This is a genomic window from Xanthomonas axonopodis, assembly GCF_001304695.1.
Lineage (GTDB): Bacteria > Pseudomonadota > Gammaproteobacteria > Xanthomonadales > Xanthomonadaceae > Xanthomonas > Xanthomonas axonopodis.
Window position 1 is genome coordinate 18,265 of sequence record NZ_JFAQ01000068.1, and the last position, 22,331, is coordinate 40,595.

Below are 22,331 nucleotides of genomic sequence, written 5' to 3' on the forward strand. Positions count from 1 at the left end.
ACCTGCAATGACCTTCAAACCCTTGGCCGTGGATCTTGTTGCTGGCAGGTATCGGAAGTAGCGCTGCGGCTGCGGAGGCGTGCGATATCCCACCACGGTTCGGAACCAGTCCCGTCGCGATCGCCATCGTGCGCAACACCTGCAATGAGCGCCGGTTGTGGCAACGCCCGTTTATCGATGCCAAGGGCCGCCTGGCCAGCCTGGGCGTCACCGAGGCAGAATCGGGCTATCTCGCCGATCACGGCGTGGTCGCCTGGCAACGCGTTGCAGGCTAATGGCGCGACAGCGGCACGCTTGCGTCGATGGGCGGACGCCCCGGCGCATCGAGCTGCACGGCACTGGATGGCACGCGCTACACCACCAGCGACTGCCGCGCGTTTCTGATCGACACCCCATGGTCGGCCGCTTTCATCTCCTGGGTGATGACGCAGTCGGGGCTGAGCGGTTTTCATCGCTCGGCGCGCCATCTGGATTACATCCGCAGCGCCTACAACGACGGCGCGACCGGCCCGTACCGGTTCGCCGATCCGGCGGTCGAGAAGCCGGCGCCCGGCGATCTGTTGTGTCTGCTGCGCGGCCGCACTACCGCGTTGGGCTATGCCGGCCTGAAGGCCGCGCTGGGCGGCAGTGCGCCAATGCCGTGGCAGTCGCATTGCGATGTGGTGGTGGCCGCCAATGTCGGCGGCGATCGCACGTTGTATCTGATCGGCGGCAATGTGTTCAACACAGTGATGATGCGCAAGATGCCGCTGGATCGCGCCGGCCGCGTGGTATTGCCAACACCGCAATCGGACAGCAACCAGGATCAGAACGAAGACAGCTTAGGCATCGCCAGCGAATGCACGCCGGCGCACGAAGAAGTTTGCGACTTCAATCGCCGCGACTGGGCCGCACTACTGAAACTGCGTCCTGATGCGGCAATGGTTGCGCCGCCGCCGACGGCGCCGCTGCCGACACCCAACACCGCGCCCGCAGAACAAGCGATGCCGCCGAGCTTCCCACGTGTCGTGCCACCACGCCCGGAAGCCCAGCCTGCGCAGACGCAACAACAGCAACCTGAGTAACAAAGCCCCCTCTTCTGCGGGAGAGGGGTTGGGGTGAGGGTACGGTGCGAAGCCCTTGTTCGCTCTCCCCCATGCGGCTTTGCACGCACCCTCATCCGGCGCTGCGCGCCACCTTCTCCCGGTGGGAGGAGGAACAAAGCCTGCCGGCGACGGGTATGGATAGGGCGAGACCACAACGCCGAAGCGCCGCATCAACTACACGAGGCAGCGCCCCCTGTCCGACGCCATGCATTTCCTCTTGGTGCGAGACGGAGTCAAACAGCCCTGCGACCTACAACAAAAAAGCGGGCCGAAGCCCGCTCTTTTGTGACGCGTCAGCCAGTGGCGATTACTCCGCCGACGCCTGCACGCCTTCGCCTTCTTCCACTGCCTTGATCGACAGACGGATGCGGCCCTGCTTGTCCACTTCCAGCACCTTGACGCGGACCAGATCGCCTTCCTTCAACTTGTCGCCGACCTTCTCCACGCGCTCGCTGGAAATCTGCGACACGTGCACCAAGCCGTCCTTGCCCGGCAGGATGGTGACGAACGCACCGAAGTCCATGATCTTGGCGACCTTGCCTTCGTAGATGCGGCCCGGCTCCACGTCCGAGGTGATCTGCTCGATGCGCGACTTCGCAGCCTGTGCGGCAATCGCGTTGACCGAAGCAATGATGATCGTGCCATCGTCCTGGATGTCGATCTGCGTACCGGTTTCCTTGGTGATGGCCTGGATGGTCGAGCCACCCTTGCCGATCACTTCGCGGATCTTGTCCGGGTGGATCTTGATGGTGAGCAGGCGCGGCGCGTAGTCGCTTAGCTCCTGACGCGGGGTGGTCAGCGCATGCGCCATCTCGCCCAGGATGTGCAGACGGCCAGCCTTGGCCTGCTGCAATGCCTGCTTCATGATCTCTTCGGTGATGCCTTCGATCTTGATGTCCATCTGCAGCGCGGAAACGCCTCCGGCAGTACCAGCCACCTTGAAGTCCATGTCGCCGAGGTGATCTTCGTCACCCAGGATGTCGGAGAGCACGACGAAGTCGTTGCCTTCCTTGACCAGACCCATTGCGATGCCCGCAACCGGCGCCTTGATCGGCACGCCGGCATCCATCAGCGCCAGCGAGCTGCCGCAGACCGATGCCATCGAGGACGAACCGTTGGACTCGGTGATTTCCGAGACCACGCGAATGGTGTACGGGAACTCTTCCAGGGTCGGCATCACGGCCAGCACGCCGCGCTTGGCCAGACGGCCGTGGCCGATTTCGCGACGCTTCGGCGCACCGAAACGACCGCACTCGCCCACCGAATACGGAGGAAAGTTGTAATGGAACAGGAAGTTTTCCTTGTACTCGCCCGACACCGCGTCGATGACCTGACCGTCGCGCGCGGTGCCCAGCGTGGTGATCACGATCGCCTGCGTCTCGCCGCGGGTGAACAGCGCCGAGCCATGGGTACGCGGCAGCACGCCGGCCTTGGCACTGATCGGACGCACGGTATCCAGTGCACGGCCGTCGATACGCACCTTGCTGCTCAGCACCGAACCACGCATGGTCTGGTATTCCAGCTCGCCGAATTCCTTGGCCAGATCACCGGCAGCCCAGCCTTCGATCGTGGCGCGCGGCGCCAGCGCACCCAGCACGTTCTTCTTGATCGCCGAAATCGCATCGCGGCGCTGCAGCTTGTCGCGCACCTGGAATGCCAACGCAAGCTGGGCGCCCACCGCTTCCTTCAGGGCGGCGATCATGCCGTCGTTCTTGGCCGGGGCCGCCCAATCGGACGGCTTGGTGCCGGCTTCGACGGTCAGCTCGTTGATGACGTTGATGACCTTCTGCATCTCGCGATGGCCGAACGTCACAGCGCCCAGCATCACTTCTTCCGACAGCAGCTCGGCTTCGGACTCGACCATCAGCACCGCGTTGGCGGTACCGGCCACGACCAGCTCCAGCTGCGAATCCTTCAGCTCGGTCACGGTCGGATTGAGCATGTATTCGCCGTTCTTGTAGCCGACCTTGGCCGCGCCGATCGGGCCCTTGAAGGGGGTACCGGCCAGCGACAGTGCAGCCGAGGCGCCGATCAACGCGGCGATGTCGCCGTCGATGTCCGGGTTCATCGACATCACCGTGGCGATGATCTGCACTTCGTTCTTGTAGTCCTCCGGGAACAGCGGACGGATCGGACGATCGATCAGGCGCGAGATCAACGTTTCCTTCTCGGTCGCGCGTCCTTCGCGCTTGAAGAAGCCGCCCGGGATGCGGCCGCCAGCGTAGAACTTCTCCTGATAATCGACCGTCAAAGGAAAGAAGTCCTGCCCTTCGCGCGCGCTCTTGGCGGCGACGGCGGTGACCAACAGTACGGTGTCGTCGAACTTGACGATCACGGCACCGCCTGCCTGGCGAGCGATTTCGCCCGTCTCAAGAGTGACGGTGTGCTTGCCGTACTGGAAGGTTTTGGTGATTTTTGCCACGGAGGTTTTTTCCCTTAGGTATTGCTGTCTGCGTTGGACCGTCGTCGACCCATGCCGAGAACGGGCGGCCGGGAGGCTCCGGCCCAAAGTGCGCCTTGCTTAAAACGTAGTGCGATTGACCAAAACAAAACCGCGGCGCATCGCTGCGCCGCGGCGGTAGGACTCGATTAGCGGCGCAGGCCGAGCTTCTCGATCAAGGACTTGTAACGCTCGTTGTCCTTCTTCTTCAGGTAGTCGAGCAGGCCGCGGCGACGGTTGACCATCTGCAGCAGGCCACGACGGCTGTGATGATCTTTCTTATGGGTCTTGAAGTGACCGGTCAGCAGCTCGATGCGCGCGGTCAGCAAAGCGACCTGCACTTCCGGCGAACCGGTGTCCTGGGCGCTGCGCTTGTTGTCTTCAATAACTTTCTGGGTGTCGACGGACATGATGTTTTCTCGATAGATGCGTAGTCGACAGGAACGTGCGTGACGCACCGTCGGACTCGCCGTTTGCTTAGGATGAGCGCGCTTGGCGCTGAGGTGCCCCGATCAGGGCCGCGAAATTGTAACGTCGCCCGGCCCAGGGAACAAGTTGACAAAATCTTAACAGGCGGGAATTTCGTTCAGTCCATTGAACAAGCGCTGTGGGGACAAGCGCCGGTCGGCGTCGACCAGACCCAGCCCCGAGGGCGTTCCGTCAGGTCCGAATACGGCCACCTGCCCCGTTGGAAATGCGGCATCACGCAAGCGCTGGCCCATGCGAAAACGCGCTGCGTGGGTTTGATCGAGCACGACTCGCGCAAAATCGGTCAGGCCGGCCTCAATCGGCAGCAAGAGTGTCTGCGCCTCGGCGCCCGCCTCCAGCGCTGCCGACAACGCCTCCAGCGTGGTCATCTGTGGAGCGCGAAACGGCTCCAACCACAGCCGACGCAACGAGGCGATGTGCGCTCCACATCCCAGCACCTCGCCCAGGTTACGCGCCAGGCTACGGATATACGTGCCCGAGCCGCAGGTCACGCGCAGGCGCAGACGTGGGGCGCTGTAGCCCAGCACCTCGATCGCCTGCACATCCACCTCGCGCACCGGTGCTTCGATAGGTTCGCCGCGTCGCGCCTTGGCGTACAGCGGCTCGCCCCCCTGCTTGAGCGCGGAGTAAATCGGCGCTTGTTGCTGGATACGGCCGATGAAAGGCGCCAGCGCCGCCCGTAGATCGGCCTCGCTCAGATCCGGCACCGCACCCTCGCGCAGCGGCTCGCCGTCGGCATCGTCGGTATCGGTGGTGACGCCCAACACGATCTCGGCGTCGTACGCCTTTGCCGAACCAAGCAGCAGTCCGGCGATCTTGGTGGCTTCGCCAAAACAGAGCGGCAGCAGGCCGGTGGCCAGCGGATCCAGGCTGCCGGTATGGCCGCCCTTTTCTGCGCGCAATAACCGGCGTGCGGCCTGCAATGCATTGTTGGAACTCAGCCCGGCCGGCTTGTCCAGCAGCAGGATGCCGTGCAACGGGCGGTAGACGATACGGGGTTTCAAAAGACCGGTGCTCGAATCAGGCGCAGTGCGCGCCCGCAGGAATCAGGGCCGCGGCAGACGCGGCAGGCCGTGACAGCGCTCAGTGCTGTTCGGCATCTTCATCCCCGGACGCGGCCTCGGGGCCAACGTCGTCCAGGTCACGCAGCAGATTGTCGATGCGTTCGCCGCGATCGACCGAATCGTCGTAATGGAAGTGCAGCTCGGGCACGTGGCGCAGCTTCATCGCGCGCGCCAACTGCGCCCGCAGCTGGCCGGCAATTTCCTTAAGCCCCTTGACCGCTTCGGCCGAACGCTCCTGTTGCAGCGCGGTGACGAACACCTTGGCGTGCGCCAGGTCGCGACTGATTTCGACGTCGGACACGCTGACCGACGGCAGGCCGTGGTCGCGCACGGCCGCGTGCACGATCGTGCCGAGGTCGCGACGCACCTGCGCAGATACGCGGTCGGTACGATGGAATGATTTGGTTGGCATGGTCGTGGACCTTGTTGATTCGGAGGGCCAGTTGGCACCGAAACCAAAAAACGAACGCGGGCGGCCATGCCGCCCTCGCCTTGCAGAACCTGCATTGGAAACTCCGCCGGGCGGAGTCCGGGGCGCGCAGGCCCCGGCAGACGTTACAGCGTACGCGCCACTTCGATACGCTCGAAGCACTCGATCTGGTCGCCGGCCTTGACGTCGTTGTAAGCCTTCACGCCGATACCGCATTCGGTACCGTTGCGCACCTCGTCGACGTTTTCCTTGAAGCGACGCAGCGACTCCAACTCGCCCTCGAACACCACGACGCTGTCGCGGAGCACGCGGATCGGCTTGCTGCGCTTGACCACGCCTTCGATGACCATGCAGCCTGCAACCGCACCGAACTTCGAGCTGCGGAACACATCGCGGACCTGTGCGATACCGATGATCTCTTCGCGGATTTCCACGCCGAGCAGACCGGATGCCACCTGCTTCACCTGATCGATCACGTCATAGATGATCGAGAAGTAACGCAGATCGATGCCGTTGGACTCGACGATCTTGCGCGCCGAGGCATCCGCACGCACGTTGAAGCCGATGATCGTGGCCTTGGAAGCGGCGGCCGAATTCGCATCCGATTCGGTGATGCCGCCCACGCCGGAGTGGATCACATTGATGCGGATGTCCTCGTTGGACAACGCCACCAGCGACTGCTTGAGCGCTTCCACCGAACCCTGCACGTCGGCCTTGATCACCAGGTTCAACACCTGCTGACCCTCGCCCTTGCCCATCTGGGCCAGGATGTCTTCCATGCGGTTGGTCGCCGAGGCAACCAGACGCGATTCGCGGCGCTTGGTTTCGCGCTGTTGCGCCACGTCCTTGGCCAGGCGCTCGTCGTCGACGACCACGAAGTCGTCGCCAGCTTCGGGCACGCCCGACAGGCCGAGCACCTGCACCGGAATCGACGGGCCGGCCGAGGCCGGCTGATGTCCGGTTTCGTCGAACAACGCACGGACGCGACCGTACTGGATGCCGCACACCAGATAGTCGCCACGCTTCAGCGCGCCCTGCTGCACCAGCACCGTCGCGACCGGGCCACGGCCCTTGTCCAGCGAGGATTCGATGACGGTACCGCTGGCGCGACCCTCGGCCACTGCCTTGAGTTCCAGCACTTCCGCCTGCAGCGAAATCGCATCCAGCAGCGTGTCCACGCCGGTACCGAGCTTGGCCGACACCTCGATGAACTGGGTATCACCACCGAACTCTTCGGCCACCACGTTTTCGGCCAGCAGCTCGTTCTTGACCCGCAGCGGATCCGCGCCGGTCTTGTCGATCTTGTTGACGGCCACGATCAGCGGCACGCCTGCCGCCTTGGCATGCGCAACGGCTTCCTTGGTCTGCGGCATCACGCCATCGTCGGCGGCAACGACCAGCACCACGATGTCGGTGATCTTGGCGCCGCGGGCCCGCATCGAGGTAAACGCGGCATGGCCGGGCGTATCCAGGAAGCTGATGACGCCACGACCGGTTTCGACGTGGTACGCACCGATGTGCTGGGTAATGCCGCCGGCTTCGCCGGAGGCGATCTTGGTACGGCGGATGTAATCCAGCAGCGAGGTCTTGCCGTGATCGACGTGACCCATGATGGTGACCACCGGCGGACGCGACGTGGCCTCGCCCTGCGCATCTTCGGCATGCGCCAGCAGCGCGTCCTCGAAGTCGGCATTGTCGGCACGCACGGCTTTATGGCCGAGTTCTTCGGTCACCAGTGCGGCGGTGTCGTGATCGATGCTCTGGGTGATGGTCGCCATGACGCCCATCTTGAACAACGCCTTGACCACGTCGCCGCCCTTGAGCGCGAGCTTCTGCGCCAGATCTGCAACGGTGATGGTCTCGCCGATCGCCACTTCACGCACCACCGGTGCGGTGGGACGCTCGAACCCGTGCGGGCCGCTGTTGGCCTGGCTGCCGCCACGTCCGTTGTCGTTACCACGGCGCGAGGACGACGAACCCGGACGGCCAGTCGGCTTGCCGCGCACATTAGAGCGCCGCGCGCGATCGGCCGCGGACAGATGCAACTGCCCGGCAAAGCGCTTGGTCGCATCGTCGTCTTCGACACCGGCCACCATGACGTGCGAACCGCGCGTCTTGTGCTTGGCGGCATTGCTGCGGTCGTCCGCACGTGCCGGCGCTGCCGGACGCGAGGCCGGAGATGCACCGGCTGGGCGCGCCGCACGCGGAGCGGACGACGGCGAAGAAGGCGAACGCGCAGCCGGCGCGGCGGCAGACGGCGTCGGCGCATCAGCAACCGGGGCCGGCGCACTGGCAGCCGCAGCGGCTTCCTCGGCAACCTTGCGCTCGGCTTCTACACGGTCCTTGGCGGCCTGCTCTTCCTCGCGCTTGCGCTGAATTGCCTCGTCGCGTACGCGGTCGCTTTCGGCCAGGCGCTGCTGCTCTTCGAGGTTGCGCTGACGCGACTCCTCGAGCTTGCGCAGGATATCGGCGCGTTCTTCGTCCGGCGTCATTGGTGCGGCGCGGCCGCGGCCTTCGTTCTCGGACTTCACGTAGGTGCGCTTCTGCCGCACTTCCACGTTGACCGTGGTCTTGGTGCGGCCGGCGTTGACAGTGACTTCCTGCAGCTTGCGCCGATTGAGCGTGATTTTCTTGGCTGCTTCGCTCGCCGCTTCGGCCGACGTTTCCGCCTTGCCATGCGTGCGACGCAGGAAGCCAAGCAGTTTCATCTTCTCGGTGCTGGTCACGACCTGGTCGGGACCGCTGAACTTCATTCCGGCCTCGGCCAGTTGAACCAGCAGTTTATCGACCGGCGTGTTGACCAATTCGGCAAGCTTGCGGATGGTGGTTTGCTGCGACATTCGGATCCTATGATCTGGTTGGCGCCCCCTCGCCCAGAGCAAGGGATACGCTGGTTCTAAGCCCTGATGGGGTCAGGGCGCGGTTCATTGCCGGCTCATTCGCCGCGCTCCAAACGGGCGATCTCCTCGGCACGGGCCGCCAGGATCAGCGCCGCCGCGCGCTCCTGGGTCATGCCCTCGATGCCGAAGTCGACGATCTCGTCCGCGGCCAGGTCGGACAAGTCCTCGCTGGTACGCACGCCGTGCTCGGCCAGCGCAAACGCTGTCTCCTCGTCCATCCCCTCCAGCGCCAGCAGGTCCTCGGTGGGCCGAGTTCCTTCCAGGCCTTCCTCCTCGGCCAGCGCGGCGTTGAGCAGCGCATCGCGGGCACGGGCGCGCAGCTCTTCAACGATGTCTTCGTCAAAGCCCTCCACCGCCAGCAACTCGCCGACCGGCACGTAGGCGATTTCTTCGACCGTGTTGAAACCTTCGGAGACCAGGATCGCGGAAATTTCCTCGTCCACTTCCAGGCGGTCCATGAACAGCTGGCGTGCCGCGGCCTGCTCGGCCTCGGACTTGGCGGCCACCTGGTCGGCGGTCATCACGTTGAGCTGCCAACCGGTCAGGCGGCTGGCCAGACGCACGTTCTGGCCACCCTTGCCGATCGCCTGCGCCAGGCGGTCTTCCGCCACCGCCAGGTCCATCGAGTGCTTGTCTTCATCGACGATGATCGACTGCACTTCGGCAGGCGCCATTGCGTTGATGACGAAGTTGGCCGGGTTCTCGTTCCACAACACGATATCCACGCGCTCGCCATTGAGCTCGTTGGACACCGCCTGTACGCGCGAACCACGCATGCCGATGCACGCGCCGATGGGATCGGTGCGGGCGTCGTGCGCGATCACGGCAATCTTGGCACGGTCGCCCGGATCGCGTGCGCAAGCCTTGATCTCGACCAGGCCCTGACCGACTTCCGGCACTTCGAGCTTGAACAGTTCGATCATGAATTCCGGTGCGGCACGGCTGATGAACAGCTGCGGGCCACGTGGCTCGGAGCGCACTTCGGCCAGGTAACCGCGCACGCGGTCGCCGGGACGCAGCACGTCGCGCGGAATGCCCTTGTCCTTCGGAATGAAGGCTTCGGCGTTGCCACCAAGATCGACAAAAATATTGCCGCGCTCTGCGCGCTTGACCACGCCAGTGATCAACTCACCCACACGGTCCTTCCAGGCATCGACCACCTGCTGCCGCTCGGCCTCGCGCACACGCTGCACGATCACCTGCTTGGCGGCCTGCGCGGCGATACGGCCAAAGTCGGGATTGTCGATCTGCTCTTCGATGTAATCGCCCACTTCAACGCCATCGGCTTCGTCGATGGCATCCATCAGACGCACCTGGCGGTCAGGGGATTCCATCACCACGTCATCGGCAACCACTTCCCAGCGACGGTAGGTTTCGTAAGTACCGTCCTTGTGATCGATGGTGACGCGGGCCAGCACGTCCTGGTCGGGAAAGCGCTTCTTCGCTGCGGAAGCCAGCGCGGCCTCGATCGCTTCGAAGATCACTTCGCGCGGCACGCCCTTTTCGTTGGCGACCGCATCCACTACCAGCAAAAGTTCCTTGCTCATTTCGTCACTCCGCGCGCGGCTTGCCAGCCGCCGACTCGTTGGATGGTTTCTTCTTTTCGTGCCCGGGTTTTTTCGGGCCGGGCTTGTTCGGTTTCTGCGGTGCCAGACCCAGCTCAACCCAGTCCGGCACGATGCGCGCTTTGTCGATATTGTCGTAGCCGATCTGCACGTCCTTGCCATCCACGGCGAACACCACCGCATCTGCCTCGGCATCGATGCGCAGGATCTCGCCCTGGAAGCGGCGCCGACCATCCTGCGCCAGCTTCAAGACGATCTTTGCCGACTCACCGGTATGGCGCGCGAACTGTTCCAGCGTAAACAGCGGACGATCCACGCCCGGCGATGACACTTCCAGCGTGTAGTTGCCGCTGATCGGGTCTTCCACGTCGAGCTGGGCAGAGACTTCACGACTCACGCGCTCGCAGTCGTCGACATTGATGACACGCTCGGGCTGTTCGGCCAGCGGCACATCGATATAGAGGCGCAATGTGGCGCCGCCTGGAGCGGGAAGATATTCCACGCCCAGCAGTTCCAAGCCCAGGGACTCAACCGTTGGACTCAGCAGATTCGCGATTTCGGTCGCCTTTTCGCTCACAGACTGCCCTGATCAGATGATTGCCAGTAGAACCCCGGCAACCAGCAGCAAACTTTCCGGTTCCGGAAAAAGCAAGGGGCCCGATGGGCCCCTTGCGTGAAAAAAACCCCGACCTCTCAGGGTCGGCGTAAGGACGGGAACATGCGTCCTTACGATCCAAGAAGATGAATTACTGCGATGAAGCAACAATTCGAAACTTGGTAGCGGGGGCAGGATTTGAACCTGCGACCTTCGGGTTATGAGCCCGACGAGCTGCCAGACTGCTCCACCCCGCAGCAGAAGCGGGATTATGAAGAACTTGAGCGGCAATTGCAAGCCCTAGTTTTTCATCTATTGAACAGCGTGACGGCTGTTCAACGTCGCGGCGAATAGTACCCGCAATGCAACAAGAACGAAACTGTAAATACAGTTTTATTTCAGTGTGATGCCATCCACACGATGTGGCAGCGCAAAGCCGAGCGTTGACGCGCAGGTCTTACACGAGACCGGCGAACGCGTGCTGGCACCAAACCATGATCGGGCTCCAGGCCAGGCCAAGGGCAAGCAGGGCCAGCGCGTTGACGACGAGCACTGTGCCCAGCACACGATCATTATTGGCCGGCAACGGCTCGCCTACCGGCTCGTCGAAGTACATGACCTTGATGACACGCAGGTAGTAGTAGGCACCGATCACGGCGCAGATCACACCGACCAATCCCAGCCATAGCATGTCACCCTTGACTGCTGCGCCCAGCACCGCCAGCTTGGTCCAGAAGCCGAGGAACGGCGGAATACCTGCAAGCGACGCCATGATGCACAGCACCAGGCCAGCCATCCACGGATTACGCGCGTTGAGTCCCTTGAAGTCGTCGATGTTTTCCGCTTCGAACCCATTGCGCGACAGCGCGATGATGGCGCCGAAGGACGCGGTCGACATGATGGTGTAGCTGACCGCGTAGAACATGGCAGCCGCATAGCCCTCTTCACCGCCGCCAACCACACCCATCAGCAGGAAGCCGATGTGCGAGACCGTCGAGTACGCGAGCATGCGCTTGAGATTGCTCTGCGCAATGGCCATCAGGTTACCGACCACCAGCGACACCGCCGACAAGCCGCCGATCAGCAGATGCCACTGCGGCGACAGCGGGCCCATACCGACTTCCAGCAGGCGATACGCCATACCGAACGCCGCAAGCTTGGGCGCCGAGCTAATGAACAATGCGATCGGCGCAGGCGCACCCTGATACACATCGGGCAGCCACATATGGAAGGGCGCAGCGCCCAGCTTGAAGGCGACGCCGGCGATCATGAAGATGGTGCCGGTCAGCAGCAACGTGCGCTCGTTCGAGCCTTCGATCGCATCGTGGATGCCGGCCAGGCTGAGCGTACCGGTGGCGCCATAGACCAGCGACATGCCGTACAGCAGCAGACCCGACGCCAGCGACCCGAGCACGAAGTACTTCATCGCCGCTTCCGTGGCTAGGCCATTGTCGCGGTTGGAGGCGACCAGTGCGTAGGAACATAGCGCCAGCAGCTCCAGGCCCAGATAGACCATCAGCAGGCTACCGGCCGACGCCAGCAGCATCATGCCGGCAGTGGCAAACAGCACCAACACCGGAATTTCGCCCTGGTAGAGATTGCGCTCGCGCAGGTAGGTCCAGCCATAGACCAGGCTCAACCCGCTGACCAGCACGATCACGGTCTTCATGACATCGGCCGCCGTGTCACGGACGAACATCCCGTTGAAGATACCGCCCTGCCCGCCCGTGCCGATCGCAAGCAACACGAGCACCACGGCAAGCACGGCAACGGAGAACAGGTGGGTCAAGACCTTGTTCCGCTGGCTCACGAACAGGTCGAGCATCAGCAGTGCAAAGGCGCCGCCGATCAGCACCAGCTCCGGAACGAGCGGACCTAGGTCAGCGGTGGTCAACGGCGCGAGCGTCGGCGTGGTCATCATTAAATCCTGGAAATCAAAACGTACGGCAAGCGGTCAGAGCTTGGTCGCGGCAATCTGGGTTGCCAGCTTGGCGATCGATGGTTCCATCAGATCGGTCAGCGGCTTCGGGTATAGGCCCAGGGCCAGCACGCCAGCAGCGAACACCCCCAGCACCAATGCTTCGCGGCCATTGATGTCCTTCAGCTCGGCCACGTGTGCATTGGCCACTTCGCCGAAGAACACGCGCTTGTAGAGCCACAGCGTGTACGCGGCGGTGATCACCAGCGTGGTGGCAGCAGCGAAAGCAACCAGCGGGTGCTTCTGGAAGCTGGCCAGGATGATCATGAACTCGCCGACAAAACCACTCGTTCCCGGCAGGCCGGCATTGGCCATGAAGAACAACATGGAGAAGGTGGCGAACCACGGCATCACATTGACCACGCCGCCGTAATCGGCGATGCGGCGGGTATGCATGCGGTCGTAGAGCACGCCGATGCACGAGAACATCGCACCGGACACGAAACCGTGCGAAATCATCTGCACCATCGCGCCCTGCAGGCCCAGACGGGCAGCATCGGTGCTGCCGTACTCGCGTACCAGGGTGAAGGCGATAAAGGTGCCGAGCGTAACGAAACCCATGTGCGCGATGGACGAATACGCCACCAGCTTCTTCATGTCGTCCTGTACCAGCGCCACCAGGCCGACATAGATCACCGCAATCAGCGAAAGCGTGATGACCAGCCAGGCGAACTCGTGACTCGCATCGGGCACGATCGGCAGGTTGAAGCGCAGGAAGCCGTAGCCACCGATCTTCAGCGCGATGGCGGCCAGGATCACCGAACCGGCCGTCGGCGCCTCGACGTGCGCATCCGGCAACCAGGTGTGCACCGGGAACATCGGCACCTTGACCGCAAAGGCGATCAGGAACGCGAAGAAGATCCAGGTCTGTTCCTTGGCGGTCAGCTGCAGCGCGTAGAGATCGGCCAACTGGAAGCTGCCGCCCTTCAGATACAGATACACCAGGCCCACCAGCATCAGCACCGAGCCGAGGAATGTGTAGAGGAAGAACTTCATCGCCGCGTAGATGCGCCGCGGACCGCCCCAGACACCGATGATCAGGAACATCGGGATCAGCATGGCTTCGAAGAATACGTAGAACAACATCGCGTCGGTCGCGGCGAAGATACCGACGGTGACGCCTTCCAGAATCAGGAAGGCAGCCACGTACTGATTGACACGCTTGTCGATCGAGCGCCAGGCGCCGATCAAGGCCAGCACCGTCACCAGCGTGGTCAGCACGATCAACGCAACCGCGATGCCGTCCACGCCCAGGTTGTAGCCGATGTTGTAGGCCGGAATCCAGGCATGCAGTTCGATGAACTGCATCGCGTCATTGGCGGTGTCGTAGCCCAGCAGCGGCAGACTCAGCACAAAGGTCGCCACCGCCACCGCCAAGGATGCCCAGCGGGCAGTCTCGGCGTTGCGCAACGCAAGGATCAGGGCGCCACCGATAATCGGCAGCCAGATCAAGATAGACAGTAAAGGCCAGTTCGACACGTTTTCTTATTCCGTACAGGTCAACGCCAGAAATGCATCAGTACCGCCAACAAGGCGATCAAACCGATGATCATTGCGAAGGCGTAGTGATAGAGGAAACCGGATTGCGTGCGACGCAGCAGATTTGCAGCCAGGTCGATCAGTCGGGCAGAACCATTGACGACCACACCGTCGACCACATGGGTATCGGCGGCACGTGACGCCTTGCCAAGGACAACACCGCCACCGGCGAAGCCATTGATCCACAGCTTGTCGAAGCCGTACTTGTTTTCCAGCAGCCACACGATCGGCGCGAACGCCTTGCGCGACTTGGTGGCCAGCTCCGGCTTCCAGAGGTAGAAAAGCGCCGCCAGCAACAGGCCCGCAACCGTCAGGAAGAACGGAGCGGCCAGCATGCCATGCAGTGCGAATGCAACCGGACCATGGAACTCTTCGGCCAATGCACCAACGGTATCGCGTGCCGGATCGTAGAAATCGACGATGCCGGTGAAGAACGAAACTGCCTGGCCCTGCATGGCGTGCGCTGCATGGTGGCCCTGCCAGTCGGTACCGAACAACATCGGGCCGATGGTGAAGAAACCGATCGCCACCGACGGGATCGCCAGCAGGATCAACGGCAGCGTGACCACCCACTTGGACTCGTGCGGCTCGTGCGCACCGTGGTGGCCATGTCCGTGATCGTCGTGGCTATCGTGCGCGTGCACGTCATGCGCATCGTGCGAGTGAACCTGTGCTTCTGCATCGGTGTGCGCGCTGTCGTGATGCGAATGTGCATCGTGCGCATGGGCGTCGCGAAAACGTTCCTTGCCATGGAAGGTCAGGAACAGCAGACGGAAGCTGTAGAAGCTGGTCACCAATACGCCGCCTAGCACAGCCCAATAGCCATAGGTCGCGACCCAGTTATGCGACTCATGCGCATGATGCGCGGCCGCTTCGATGATGGTGTCTTTCGCGTAGAACCCGGAGAAGAACGGCGTACCGACCAGCGCCAGGGTACCGATCACGCTGGTCCAGTAGGTCACCTTCATGTACTTGCGCAAGCCGCCCATCTTGCGCATGTCCTGCTCGTGGTGCATGCCGATGATCACCGAGCCAGCCGCCAGGAACAGCAGCGCCTTGAAGAAGGCATGCGTCATCAGGTGGAACACGGCTGCCGAATAGGCCGATACGCCCAATGCCACGGTCATGTAACCCAGCTGCGACAGCGTGGAATACGCCACCACTCGCTTGATGTCGTTCTGCACGATGCCGATCAGGCCGGTGAAGAAGGCAGTGGTCGCACCGATGAACAGAATGAAGTTCAACGCGGTTTCCGACAGCTCGAACAGCGGCGACATGCGCGCCACCATGAAGATGCCGGCGGTCACCATGGTTGCGGCATGGATCAGCGCCGAGATCGGGGTCGGGCCTTCCATCGAGTCCGGCAGCCACACGTGCAACGGCACCTGGGCCGACTTGCCCATCGCACCGATGAACAGGCAGATGCAGATCAGCGTCATGACGCTCCATTCGTGGCCGGCAAACAGCTGCACCTTGGCACCGGCCATGGTGGTCGCATTGGCGAACACGGTGGAGTAATCCAACGAGCCGAACCACAACAGCACGCCGGCAATACCGAGGATGAAACCGAAGTCGCCGACGCGATTGACCAGGAACGCCTTCATGTTGGCGAACACGGCGGTCGGGCGCTTGAACCAGAAACCGATCAGCAGGTACGACACCAGCCCCACCGCTTCCCAGCCGAAGAACAGCTGCAGGAAGTTATTGCTCATCACCAGCGTGAGCATGGAGAAGGTGAACAACGAAATGTAGCTGAAGAAGCGCTGGTAGCCCTGGTCTTCTTCCATGTAGCCGATGGTGTAGATGTGCACCAGCAGCGACACGAATGTCACCACCACCATCATCATTGCGGTCAGGCGGTCGACCATGAAACCGACATGTGCCGAGTAATTGCCGACATCAAAGAACGTGTAAAGGTTCTGGTTGAACGGGCTGGCACCCTGCTCCACCAGCTGATACAGCGTCAGGCACGACAACACGCAGCTGACCGCAACACCGAGGATGGTGACGTACTGCGCGCCCTTGCGCCCCACCTGGGGCCCTAACAGGCCGGCGATGATGCTGCCGACCAGCGGTGCAAGCACCACTGCAATCAACAGACTCTTGGAGAGAGTGATTTCCATCTACAGGTCAGCCCTTCAACGTATCGACTTCGGCCACATTGATCGTGCGGCGCGTGCGGAACAGAGTCACCAGGATTGCAAGGCCGATTGCAGCCTCCGCAGCGGCAACCGTCAGAATGAAGAACACAAACAACTGACCGGCGGTATCGCCAAGCTCGCGCGAGAAGGCGATGAAGTTGACGTTGACCGACAGCAGCATCAACTCGATCGACATCAGCAGCACGATGACGTTCTTGCGGTTGAGGAAGATGCCGGCCAGCGAGATGCAGAACAGCACCGCGCCCAGTCCGAGCAGGTGGCCCAAGGTAATCAAGACTTCGCCTCCTGTCCGTCGGCCGCGTCGATCTTCGGCGCAACCTGTACCGGCTTTTCAACCGCCATTTTGACCATGCGCAGACGGTCGCCCGCCTTCACCCGCGACTGCTCGCCGGCATTCTGCAACTTGATGCCAGTGCGCTTGCGCAGGGTCAGCATCACTGCGGCCACCACCGCCACCGTCAGGATCACTGCCGCAAATTCGAACGGCAGCAGAAACTCGGTGTACAGGCTCTTGGCCAACCAGGTCAGGTTCGAGCTGTCTGCAGCTTGCGCAGCCGCGTTGTATGCCGGGAAGGGCGTGGCGCTGCGCGCCTTGACACCGATCAACGTGACCATCTGCGCGAGCATGGCAACCGCCACGATGACGCCAAGCGGCATGTACCTGACCCAACCCTCGCGCAGGCGGCTGGTGTCGATGTCCAGCATCATCACCACGAACAGGAACAGCACCATCACCGCGCCGACGTAGACCAGCACCAGCGTCACGCCGAGGAATTCAGCCCCGACCAGCAACCAGATGCATGCCATCGAGAAGAACGTGAGGATCAGGCACAACACGGCGTATACCGGGTTGCGCACGCTGATCACCGCACCGGCGGACACGACCGCGACGGCGGAGAAGGCGTAGAAAGCAATAGTGACCCAGTCCATCATGACCTCAACGGAAGGCGGCATCGGCAGCGCGACGCTCGGCGATCTCGGTTTCTAACCGGTCTCCGATCGCTAGCAACTGCGGCTTGTTGACAATGTTCTCGCCACGCTTCTCGAAGTGGTACTCGAGGATGTGCGTTTCGACGATCGAGTCCACCGGGCAGCTTTCTTCGCAGAAGCCGCAGAAGATGCACTTGAACAGGTCGATGTCGTAGCGTGTGGTGCGGCGGGTGCCGTCTTCGCGCTTGGCCGAGTCGATGGTGATCGCCAGCGCCGGGCACACCGCTTCGCACAGCTTGCAGGCGATGCAGCGCTCTTCACCGTTGGGGTAGCGCCGCAGGGCGTGCAAACCACGGAAACGCGGCGACTGCGGGAACTTCTCCATCGGATAGAGCACGGTGTACTTGGGCTTGAACGTGTATTTCAACGTCAGCCACAAACCGCCGAGCAATTCGAGCAGCAGCAGGCTCTTGAAGTAATGGGTGATCTTGTTCATCGATTACACGCCCTTCTGGATCACGCCGTAAAACACCATCAACGCCGTCACTGCGATCCACACGATCGTGAGCGGAATGAAGACCTTCCAGCCAAGACGCATGATCTGGTCGTAGCGGTAACGCGGGAAGCTGGCGCGGAACCAGATGTAGGCACTGGCGAAGAAGAACACCTTCATCAGCAGCCACGGCCAGCCGCCCTTCCACAACCAGTCGATCAACGGCGAAATGTCCGCATTGACCCAGCCCTGGATCGGGCTCAACCAACCGCCGAGGAAGAAGATCGAGATCAGGAAGCTGACCAGGATCATGTTGGCGTATTCGGCCAGGAAAAACAGTGCGAACGCGCCGCCCGAATATTCCACCATGTGACCGGCAACGATTTCCGACTCGCCTTCCACCACGTCGAACGGTGCGCGGTTGGTCTCAGCGACGCCAGAAACCCAGTACACGATGAACAACGGGAAAAGCGGAATCAGGAACCAGTCGAAGAAGCCGGAGTTGCCGGCCTGCGCGAACACGATCTGGCTCAGGTTGACGCTGCCGGAGGCAATCATCACACCGACCAGCGCAAAACCCATCGCGATTTCGTAGCTCACCACCTGCGCGGCCGAACGCATCGCGCCCAGGAAAGCGTACTTCGAGTTCGACGCCCAGCCGGCCAGGATGATGCCGTACACGCCCAGCGAGGTCATCGCCAGCAGGTACAGCAGGCCGACATTGGCATTGGACAACACCAGCTTCGCGTCGAACGGCACCACCGACCAAGCGGCGAAGGCCGGCGCCAGTGTCAGCAGCGGTGCGATGACGAACATCGCCTTGTGCGAGCTAGTTGGCTGCACGATCTCCTTGAACAGGAGTTTGAACACGTCGGCGAAGGCCTGGAAGATGCCCATACCCACGTACATGGGCCCGTGACGCACGTGCATCCAGCCGATCAGCTTGCGCTCCCAGACCACGTAGAAGGCCACCGTCACGATCACCGGCAAGGCAATCAGCAGGATCTTCAATACCGACCACAGCACCACGCCGCCATCGCCCAACCCCAGGAACCACTGGTGCAAGGGGTCGACCAGGTTCAACAGCAATTCGTTCATGCAGCCACCACCGTTACACGACCGGCACCGAGCGGCGCGGTTGCGACATGGCCGGATTCGATCCACACCGTGCCCGCTGCGACGCGCTTGTCCAGCACCACCGGCAACGTTGCCTTACCGGCATCGGTACCGACCTTGACCATCTGACCAACCTGGACCTGCAACTGCGTCGCCTGCTCCGGATGCATCGCCACGCACGGCGCGATGTTGAGCGGATGCGACTGCAGCGCAGCGGCGCGACGCACCACCGCATCGGTGCGATAGATCGCTGCCGTTGCAGCAACGTCCAGACCGTTACTTGCGGCCGCTGGCTGTGCGGAGGTCGTCGGCGTCACGCTGCGGTTCTGCATGCCGGCGCGCAGGCCGACCAGGTCGATGAATTCGAAACCGGGCAGACCCAGTTCACCGCCAAGTGCACGCAACACGCGCCAGCCCTCGCGCGCTTCGACAGGCAAGCGGCCTGCAGCACACGCGGTCTGCACACGACCATCGAGATTGGTCAGCGAGGCATCGATTTCCGGCAATGCGCCGATCGGCAGAATCACGTCCGCCACATCGCGCGTCGACGCACAGGCGAACTGGCTGAAGGCGACGACCTTGGCACCTGCCAGCGCGCTGCGTGCAGCGGCGGCGTCGGCAAAATCCAGGCCCGGCTCGATGCCGTACAACACGTACCCCTGACGCGGCTGAGCCAGCATGCCGGCGACATCGCGCGCGGTGGGCAGCACGCCCTGCGACACCAGTCCCACGGCGTTGGCACCCTGCGGGATGCGGCACAGCGAGGCGCCGGTTGCGGCAGCAAAATCGCGTGCGGCGGCACGCAGCGCGGCAGCCTGCGGATGATTTTCGGCCAACGCGCCGACCACGATCACGGCGCGACTTGCGGCCTTGACCGTATCGCGCAGCGTCGCATCGCTCAGTGCACCCGCCAACTGCGACGGCGCCACCAAGGTGCGGCTTGCCTGGGTGAAGGCGAAATCGAAGTCGACCGGGTTGACCGAGTGAATCTGCGTACGGTTCTGGATGTGCGCCTTGCGCAGACGTGCATGCAGCAACGGGAGCTCATGCCGCACATTGGTGCCAAACAGTACGACCACGTCGGCCTGCTCGATCTCGGCCAGCGGCGTGGCAAACGGCTCGGCCACTGCCGCGTCGGAGAAGTCGCGGTTCAGCAGACGGTGATCCAGATTGCCGCTGCCCAGCCCTTCGGCCAGACGCGCGAGCAATGCGCCCTCTTCGTTGGAGGTGGACGGATGCACGAGCACGCCAAGCGAATCGCCGGCGTTTTCGCGTAGAATCTGCGTGGCGGCGGCCAGACCTTCGGCCCAGCTCACCTCGGTCCACTGCCCGTTGACCTTCTTCAGCGGCTTCACCGCACGGTCTTCGGCGTACAGGCCCTGATGCGAATAACGGTCGCGGTCGGATAGCCAGCATTCGTTGACCGCTTCGTTCTCGCGCGGCACGGTGCGCAGCACTTCGCCACGACGCACGTGCAGGAACAGGTTCGAGCCCATCGCATCGTGATAACCCAGCGATTCGCGCGCCATCAGTTCCCACGGACGTGCGCGGAACTGGAACACCTTGTTGGTCAGCGCGCCCACCGGGCAGACGTCGATGACGTTGCCGGAAATTTCGGTGGTCAGCGGCTTGCCGTCGTAGGTGCCGATCTGCAGGTTTTCGCCGCGATACATGCCACCCAGCTCATAGGTGCCGGCGATGTCTGCGGTGAAACGCACGCAGCGGGTGCACTGGATGCAGCGGGTCATTTCGGTGGCGACCAGCGGACCGATGTCCTCGTCCGGCACCACACGCTTGCGCTCGTTGAAGCGGCTCACCGAACGACCGTAGCCGAGCGAGACGTCCTGCAACTCGCACTCGCCGCCCTGATCGCAGATCGGGCAATCCAGCGGGTGATTGATCAGCAGGAATTCCATCACGCTGCGCTGGTACTTCAGCGCCTTCTCGCTGCGCGTGGTGACCTTCATGCCATCCATCACCGGCGTGGCGCAGGCAGGCGACGGCTTGGGTGACTTTTCGACATCGACCAGGCACATACGGCAGTTGGCAGCGATCGGCAGCTTCTCGTGGTAGCAGAAGCGCGGAATCGGGATGCCGGCCTTGTCGGCCGCCTGGATGATCATCGAGCCCTTCGGCACCACCAGGGACTGCCCATCGATCTCGATGGTGACATGGTCCGGTGGTACGTTCGGGTTCACTGATTGGGCGCTCATGCAGCCACTCCGACTTGCGTATCGACGATAGAACGACCGTTGACGATGTAGTACTCGAACTCGTCCCAGAACTGGCGCAGGAAGCCTTGAATCGGCCAGGCCGCCGCTTCGCCGAACGCGCAGATGGTGTGGCCTTCGATCTGGCCGGCAACAGTGCGCAGCTGATGCAGGTCTTCCATCGTGGCCTTGCCGGCGACGATGCGCTCCAGCACGCGGTGCATCCAGCCGGTGCCCTCGCGGCACGGTGTGCACTGGCCGCAGGATTCCTTGTGGAAGAACTGCGAGATGCGGCAGGCAAAGCGTACGCAGCAGACGCTGTCGTCCAGCACCACGATGGCACCCGAACCCAGACCGGTACCCAGCGCACGCAAGGTGTCGTAATCCATCTGCAGGCCAGCGACCTGGTCGGCCGTCAGCACGGGCATCGACACGCCGCCAGGCACCACGCCCTTGAGCTTGCGACCCGGGCGCAGCCCGCCGGCCATTTCCAGCAATTCGTCGAAGGTGGTGCCGAGCGGCACTTCGAAGTTGCCACCCTTCTGCACGCAGCCGGATACCGAGAAGATCTTCGGGCCGCCGTTCTTGGTCTTGCTCAAACCGAGAAACCACTCCGGGCCGTTGCGAATGATCGCCGGCACCGACGCATAGGTCTCGGTGTTGTTGATGGTGGTCGGCTTGCCATACAGGCCGAAGTTCGCCGGGAACGGCGGCTTGTAGCGCGGCTGGCCCTTCTTGCCTTCCAGCGATTCCATCAGTGCGGTTTCTTCGCCGCAGATGTAGGCACCGGCACCCAGCGCACCGTAGATATCGATATCCACGCCGCTGCCGAGGATGTTCTTGCCCAGCCAGCCGTTGGCATAGGCATCGGCCAGCGCCAGCTCGAAGTTTTCGAACGGCTCGTGGTGGAACTCGCCACGCAGGTAGTTGTAGCCCACCGTCGAGCCGGTGGCGTAGCAGGCGATCGCCATGCCCTCCACCACCGAATGCGGGTTGTAGCGCAGGATGTCGCGGTCCTTGCAGGTGCCCGGCTCGGATTCGTCCGAGTTGCACAGGATGTATTTCTGCATCGTGCCCTTGGGCATGAACGACCACTTCAGCCCGGTCGGGAAGCCCGCGCCGCCACGGCCGCGCAGGTTCGACGCCTTGACCATTTCGATGACATCGGCCGGCGGGATCTTCTCTTCGAGGATCTTGCGCAGCGCGGCGTAGCCACCGGTTTTCAGATAGCTCTCATACGACCACGGAGTGTCGTAGTGCAGGGTCGTGTAGACGACCTGATGCGGCTGCGGCGCCGGACCGATCGGGCCCGAGGGTGCGTGATGATGTGCCATG

General features: G+C 62.7%; 16 protein-coding genes, 1 tRNA gene and 1 pseudogene. 1 reads left to right on the forward strand and 17 read right to left on the reverse strand.

The genetic code is table 11. From position 1 onward, the window contains the following. Window positions 1-35: 35 nt before the first annotated feature. A pseudogene (locus tag XAXN_RS07275) lies at window positions 36-1,064 on the forward strand (DUF2272 domain-containing protein). Between the two features lie 328 nt (window positions 1,065-1,392). Here the strand turns inward: XAXN_RS07275 and pnp are convergent. The 17 genes from pnp to nuoF all read right to left on the reverse strand — a co-directional run bounded on the left by pnp (window position 1,393) and on the right by nuoF (window position 22,330). Further along, window positions 1,393-3,507 (reverse strand): polyribonucleotide nucleotidyltransferase, encoded by a 2,115-nt coding sequence (gene pnp, locus XAXN_RS07280; RefSeq protein WP_054319050.1) that lies wholly within the window; start codon window positions 3,505-3,507, stop codon window positions 1,393-1,395. 167 nt (window positions 3,508-3,674) lie between these two features. Further along, complete coding sequence (gene rpsO, locus XAXN_RS07285) at window positions 3,675-3,935, reverse strand: 30S ribosomal protein S15 (RefSeq protein ID WP_054319051.1); 261 nt, start codon at window positions 3,933-3,935, stop codon at window positions 3,675-3,677. Window positions 3,936-4,091: 156 nt separating this feature from the next. After that, window positions 4,092-5,018 carry a tRNA pseudouridine(55) synthase TruB gene (gene truB / locus XAXN_RS07290; RefSeq protein WP_054319052.1) on the reverse strand — a complete coding sequence of 309 codons (927 nt, stop codon included), beginning with the start codon at window positions 5,016-5,018 and terminating at the stop codon, window positions 4,092-4,094. Window positions 5,019-5,097: 79 nt separating this feature from the next. Next, window positions 5,098-5,490: a 30S ribosome-binding factor RbfA gene (rbfA, locus tag XAXN_RS07295; RefSeq protein ID WP_054319053.1), complete on the reverse strand. Its 393-nt coding sequence runs from the start codon at window positions 5,488-5,490 to the stop codon at window positions 5,098-5,100. 143 nt (window positions 5,491-5,633) lie between these two features. Next, window positions 5,634-8,348 (reverse strand): translation initiation factor IF-2, encoded by a 2,715-nt coding sequence (gene infB, locus XAXN_RS07300; protein ID WP_054319054.1) that lies wholly within the window; start codon window positions 8,346-8,348, stop codon window positions 5,634-5,636. A 95-nt stretch (window positions 8,349-8,443) separates the two neighbouring features. Next, entirely contained in the window at window positions 8,444-9,955 is a 1,512-nt protein-coding gene (gene nusA, locus XAXN_RS07305) for a transcription termination factor NusA (RefSeq protein ID WP_042822917.1), read from the reverse strand. 4 nt (window positions 9,956-9,959) lie between these two features. Beyond that, entirely contained in the window at window positions 9,960-10,550 is a 591-nt protein-coding gene (rimP, locus tag XAXN_RS07310; protein WP_042822918.1) for a ribosome maturation factor RimP, read from the reverse strand. Window positions 10,551-10,748: 198 nt separating this feature from the next. Beyond that, a tRNA-Met gene (locus tag XAXN_RS07315) sits at window positions 10,749-10,825 on the reverse strand. A 200-nt stretch (window positions 10,826-11,025) separates the two neighbouring features. Beyond that, on the reverse strand, window positions 11,026-12,486 hold the full coding sequence (gene nuoN, locus XAXN_RS07320) for an NADH-quinone oxidoreductase subunit NuoN (protein WP_054319073.1): 1,461 nt from the start codon (window positions 12,484-12,486) through the stop codon (window positions 11,026-11,028). 36 nt (window positions 12,487-12,522) lie between these two features. Then, on the reverse strand, window positions 12,523-14,025 hold the full coding sequence (locus XAXN_RS07325; RefSeq protein WP_054319055.1) for an NADH-quinone oxidoreductase subunit M: 1,503 nt from the start codon (window positions 14,023-14,025) through the stop codon (window positions 12,523-12,525). A gap of 20 nt (window positions 14,026-14,045) precedes the next feature. After that, window positions 14,046-16,208: an NADH-quinone oxidoreductase subunit L gene (gene nuoL / locus XAXN_RS07330; RefSeq protein WP_054319056.1), complete on the reverse strand. Its 2,163-nt coding sequence runs from the start codon at window positions 16,206-16,208 to the stop codon at window positions 14,046-14,048. Between the two features lie 7 nt (window positions 16,209-16,215). After that, window positions 16,216-16,521: an NADH-quinone oxidoreductase subunit NuoK gene (gene nuoK / locus XAXN_RS07335; protein ID WP_005914274.1), complete on the reverse strand. Its 306-nt coding sequence runs from the start codon at window positions 16,519-16,521 to the stop codon at window positions 16,216-16,218. Then, entirely contained in the window at window positions 16,518-17,180 is a 663-nt protein-coding gene (locus tag XAXN_RS07340; protein WP_174515552.1) for an NADH-quinone oxidoreductase subunit J, read from the reverse strand. The genes nuoK and XAXN_RS07340 overlap by 4 nt, the downstream gene beginning before the upstream one ends. A 4-nt stretch (window positions 17,181-17,184) precedes the next feature. Further along, a complete protein-coding gene (gene nuoI, locus XAXN_RS07345) occupies window positions 17,185-17,673 on the reverse strand; it encodes an NADH-quinone oxidoreductase subunit NuoI (protein ID WP_003485557.1) in 489 nt (162 codons plus the stop codon). 3 nt (window positions 17,674-17,676) lie between these two features. Continuing rightward, window positions 17,677-18,768 carry an NADH-quinone oxidoreductase subunit NuoH gene (gene nuoH, locus XAXN_RS07350; RefSeq protein WP_054319057.1) on the reverse strand — a complete coding sequence of 364 codons (1,092 nt, stop codon included), beginning with the start codon at window positions 18,766-18,768 and terminating at the stop codon, window positions 17,677-17,679. Then, a complete protein-coding gene (nuoG, locus tag XAXN_RS07355) occupies window positions 18,765-20,999 on the reverse strand; it encodes an NADH-quinone oxidoreductase subunit NuoG (protein WP_054319058.1) in 2,235 nt (744 codons plus the stop codon). The genes nuoH and nuoG overlap by 4 nt, the downstream gene beginning before the upstream one ends. Further along, window positions 20,996-22,330, reverse strand: coding sequence for an NADH-quinone oxidoreductase subunit NuoF (nuoF, locus tag XAXN_RS07360; protein WP_054319059.1), 1,335 nt, complete (start codon window positions 22,328-22,330; stop codon window positions 20,996-20,998). Before nuoF ends, nuoG begins: the two co-directional genes overlap by 4 nt. Window position 22,331 lies beyond the last annotated feature (1 nt).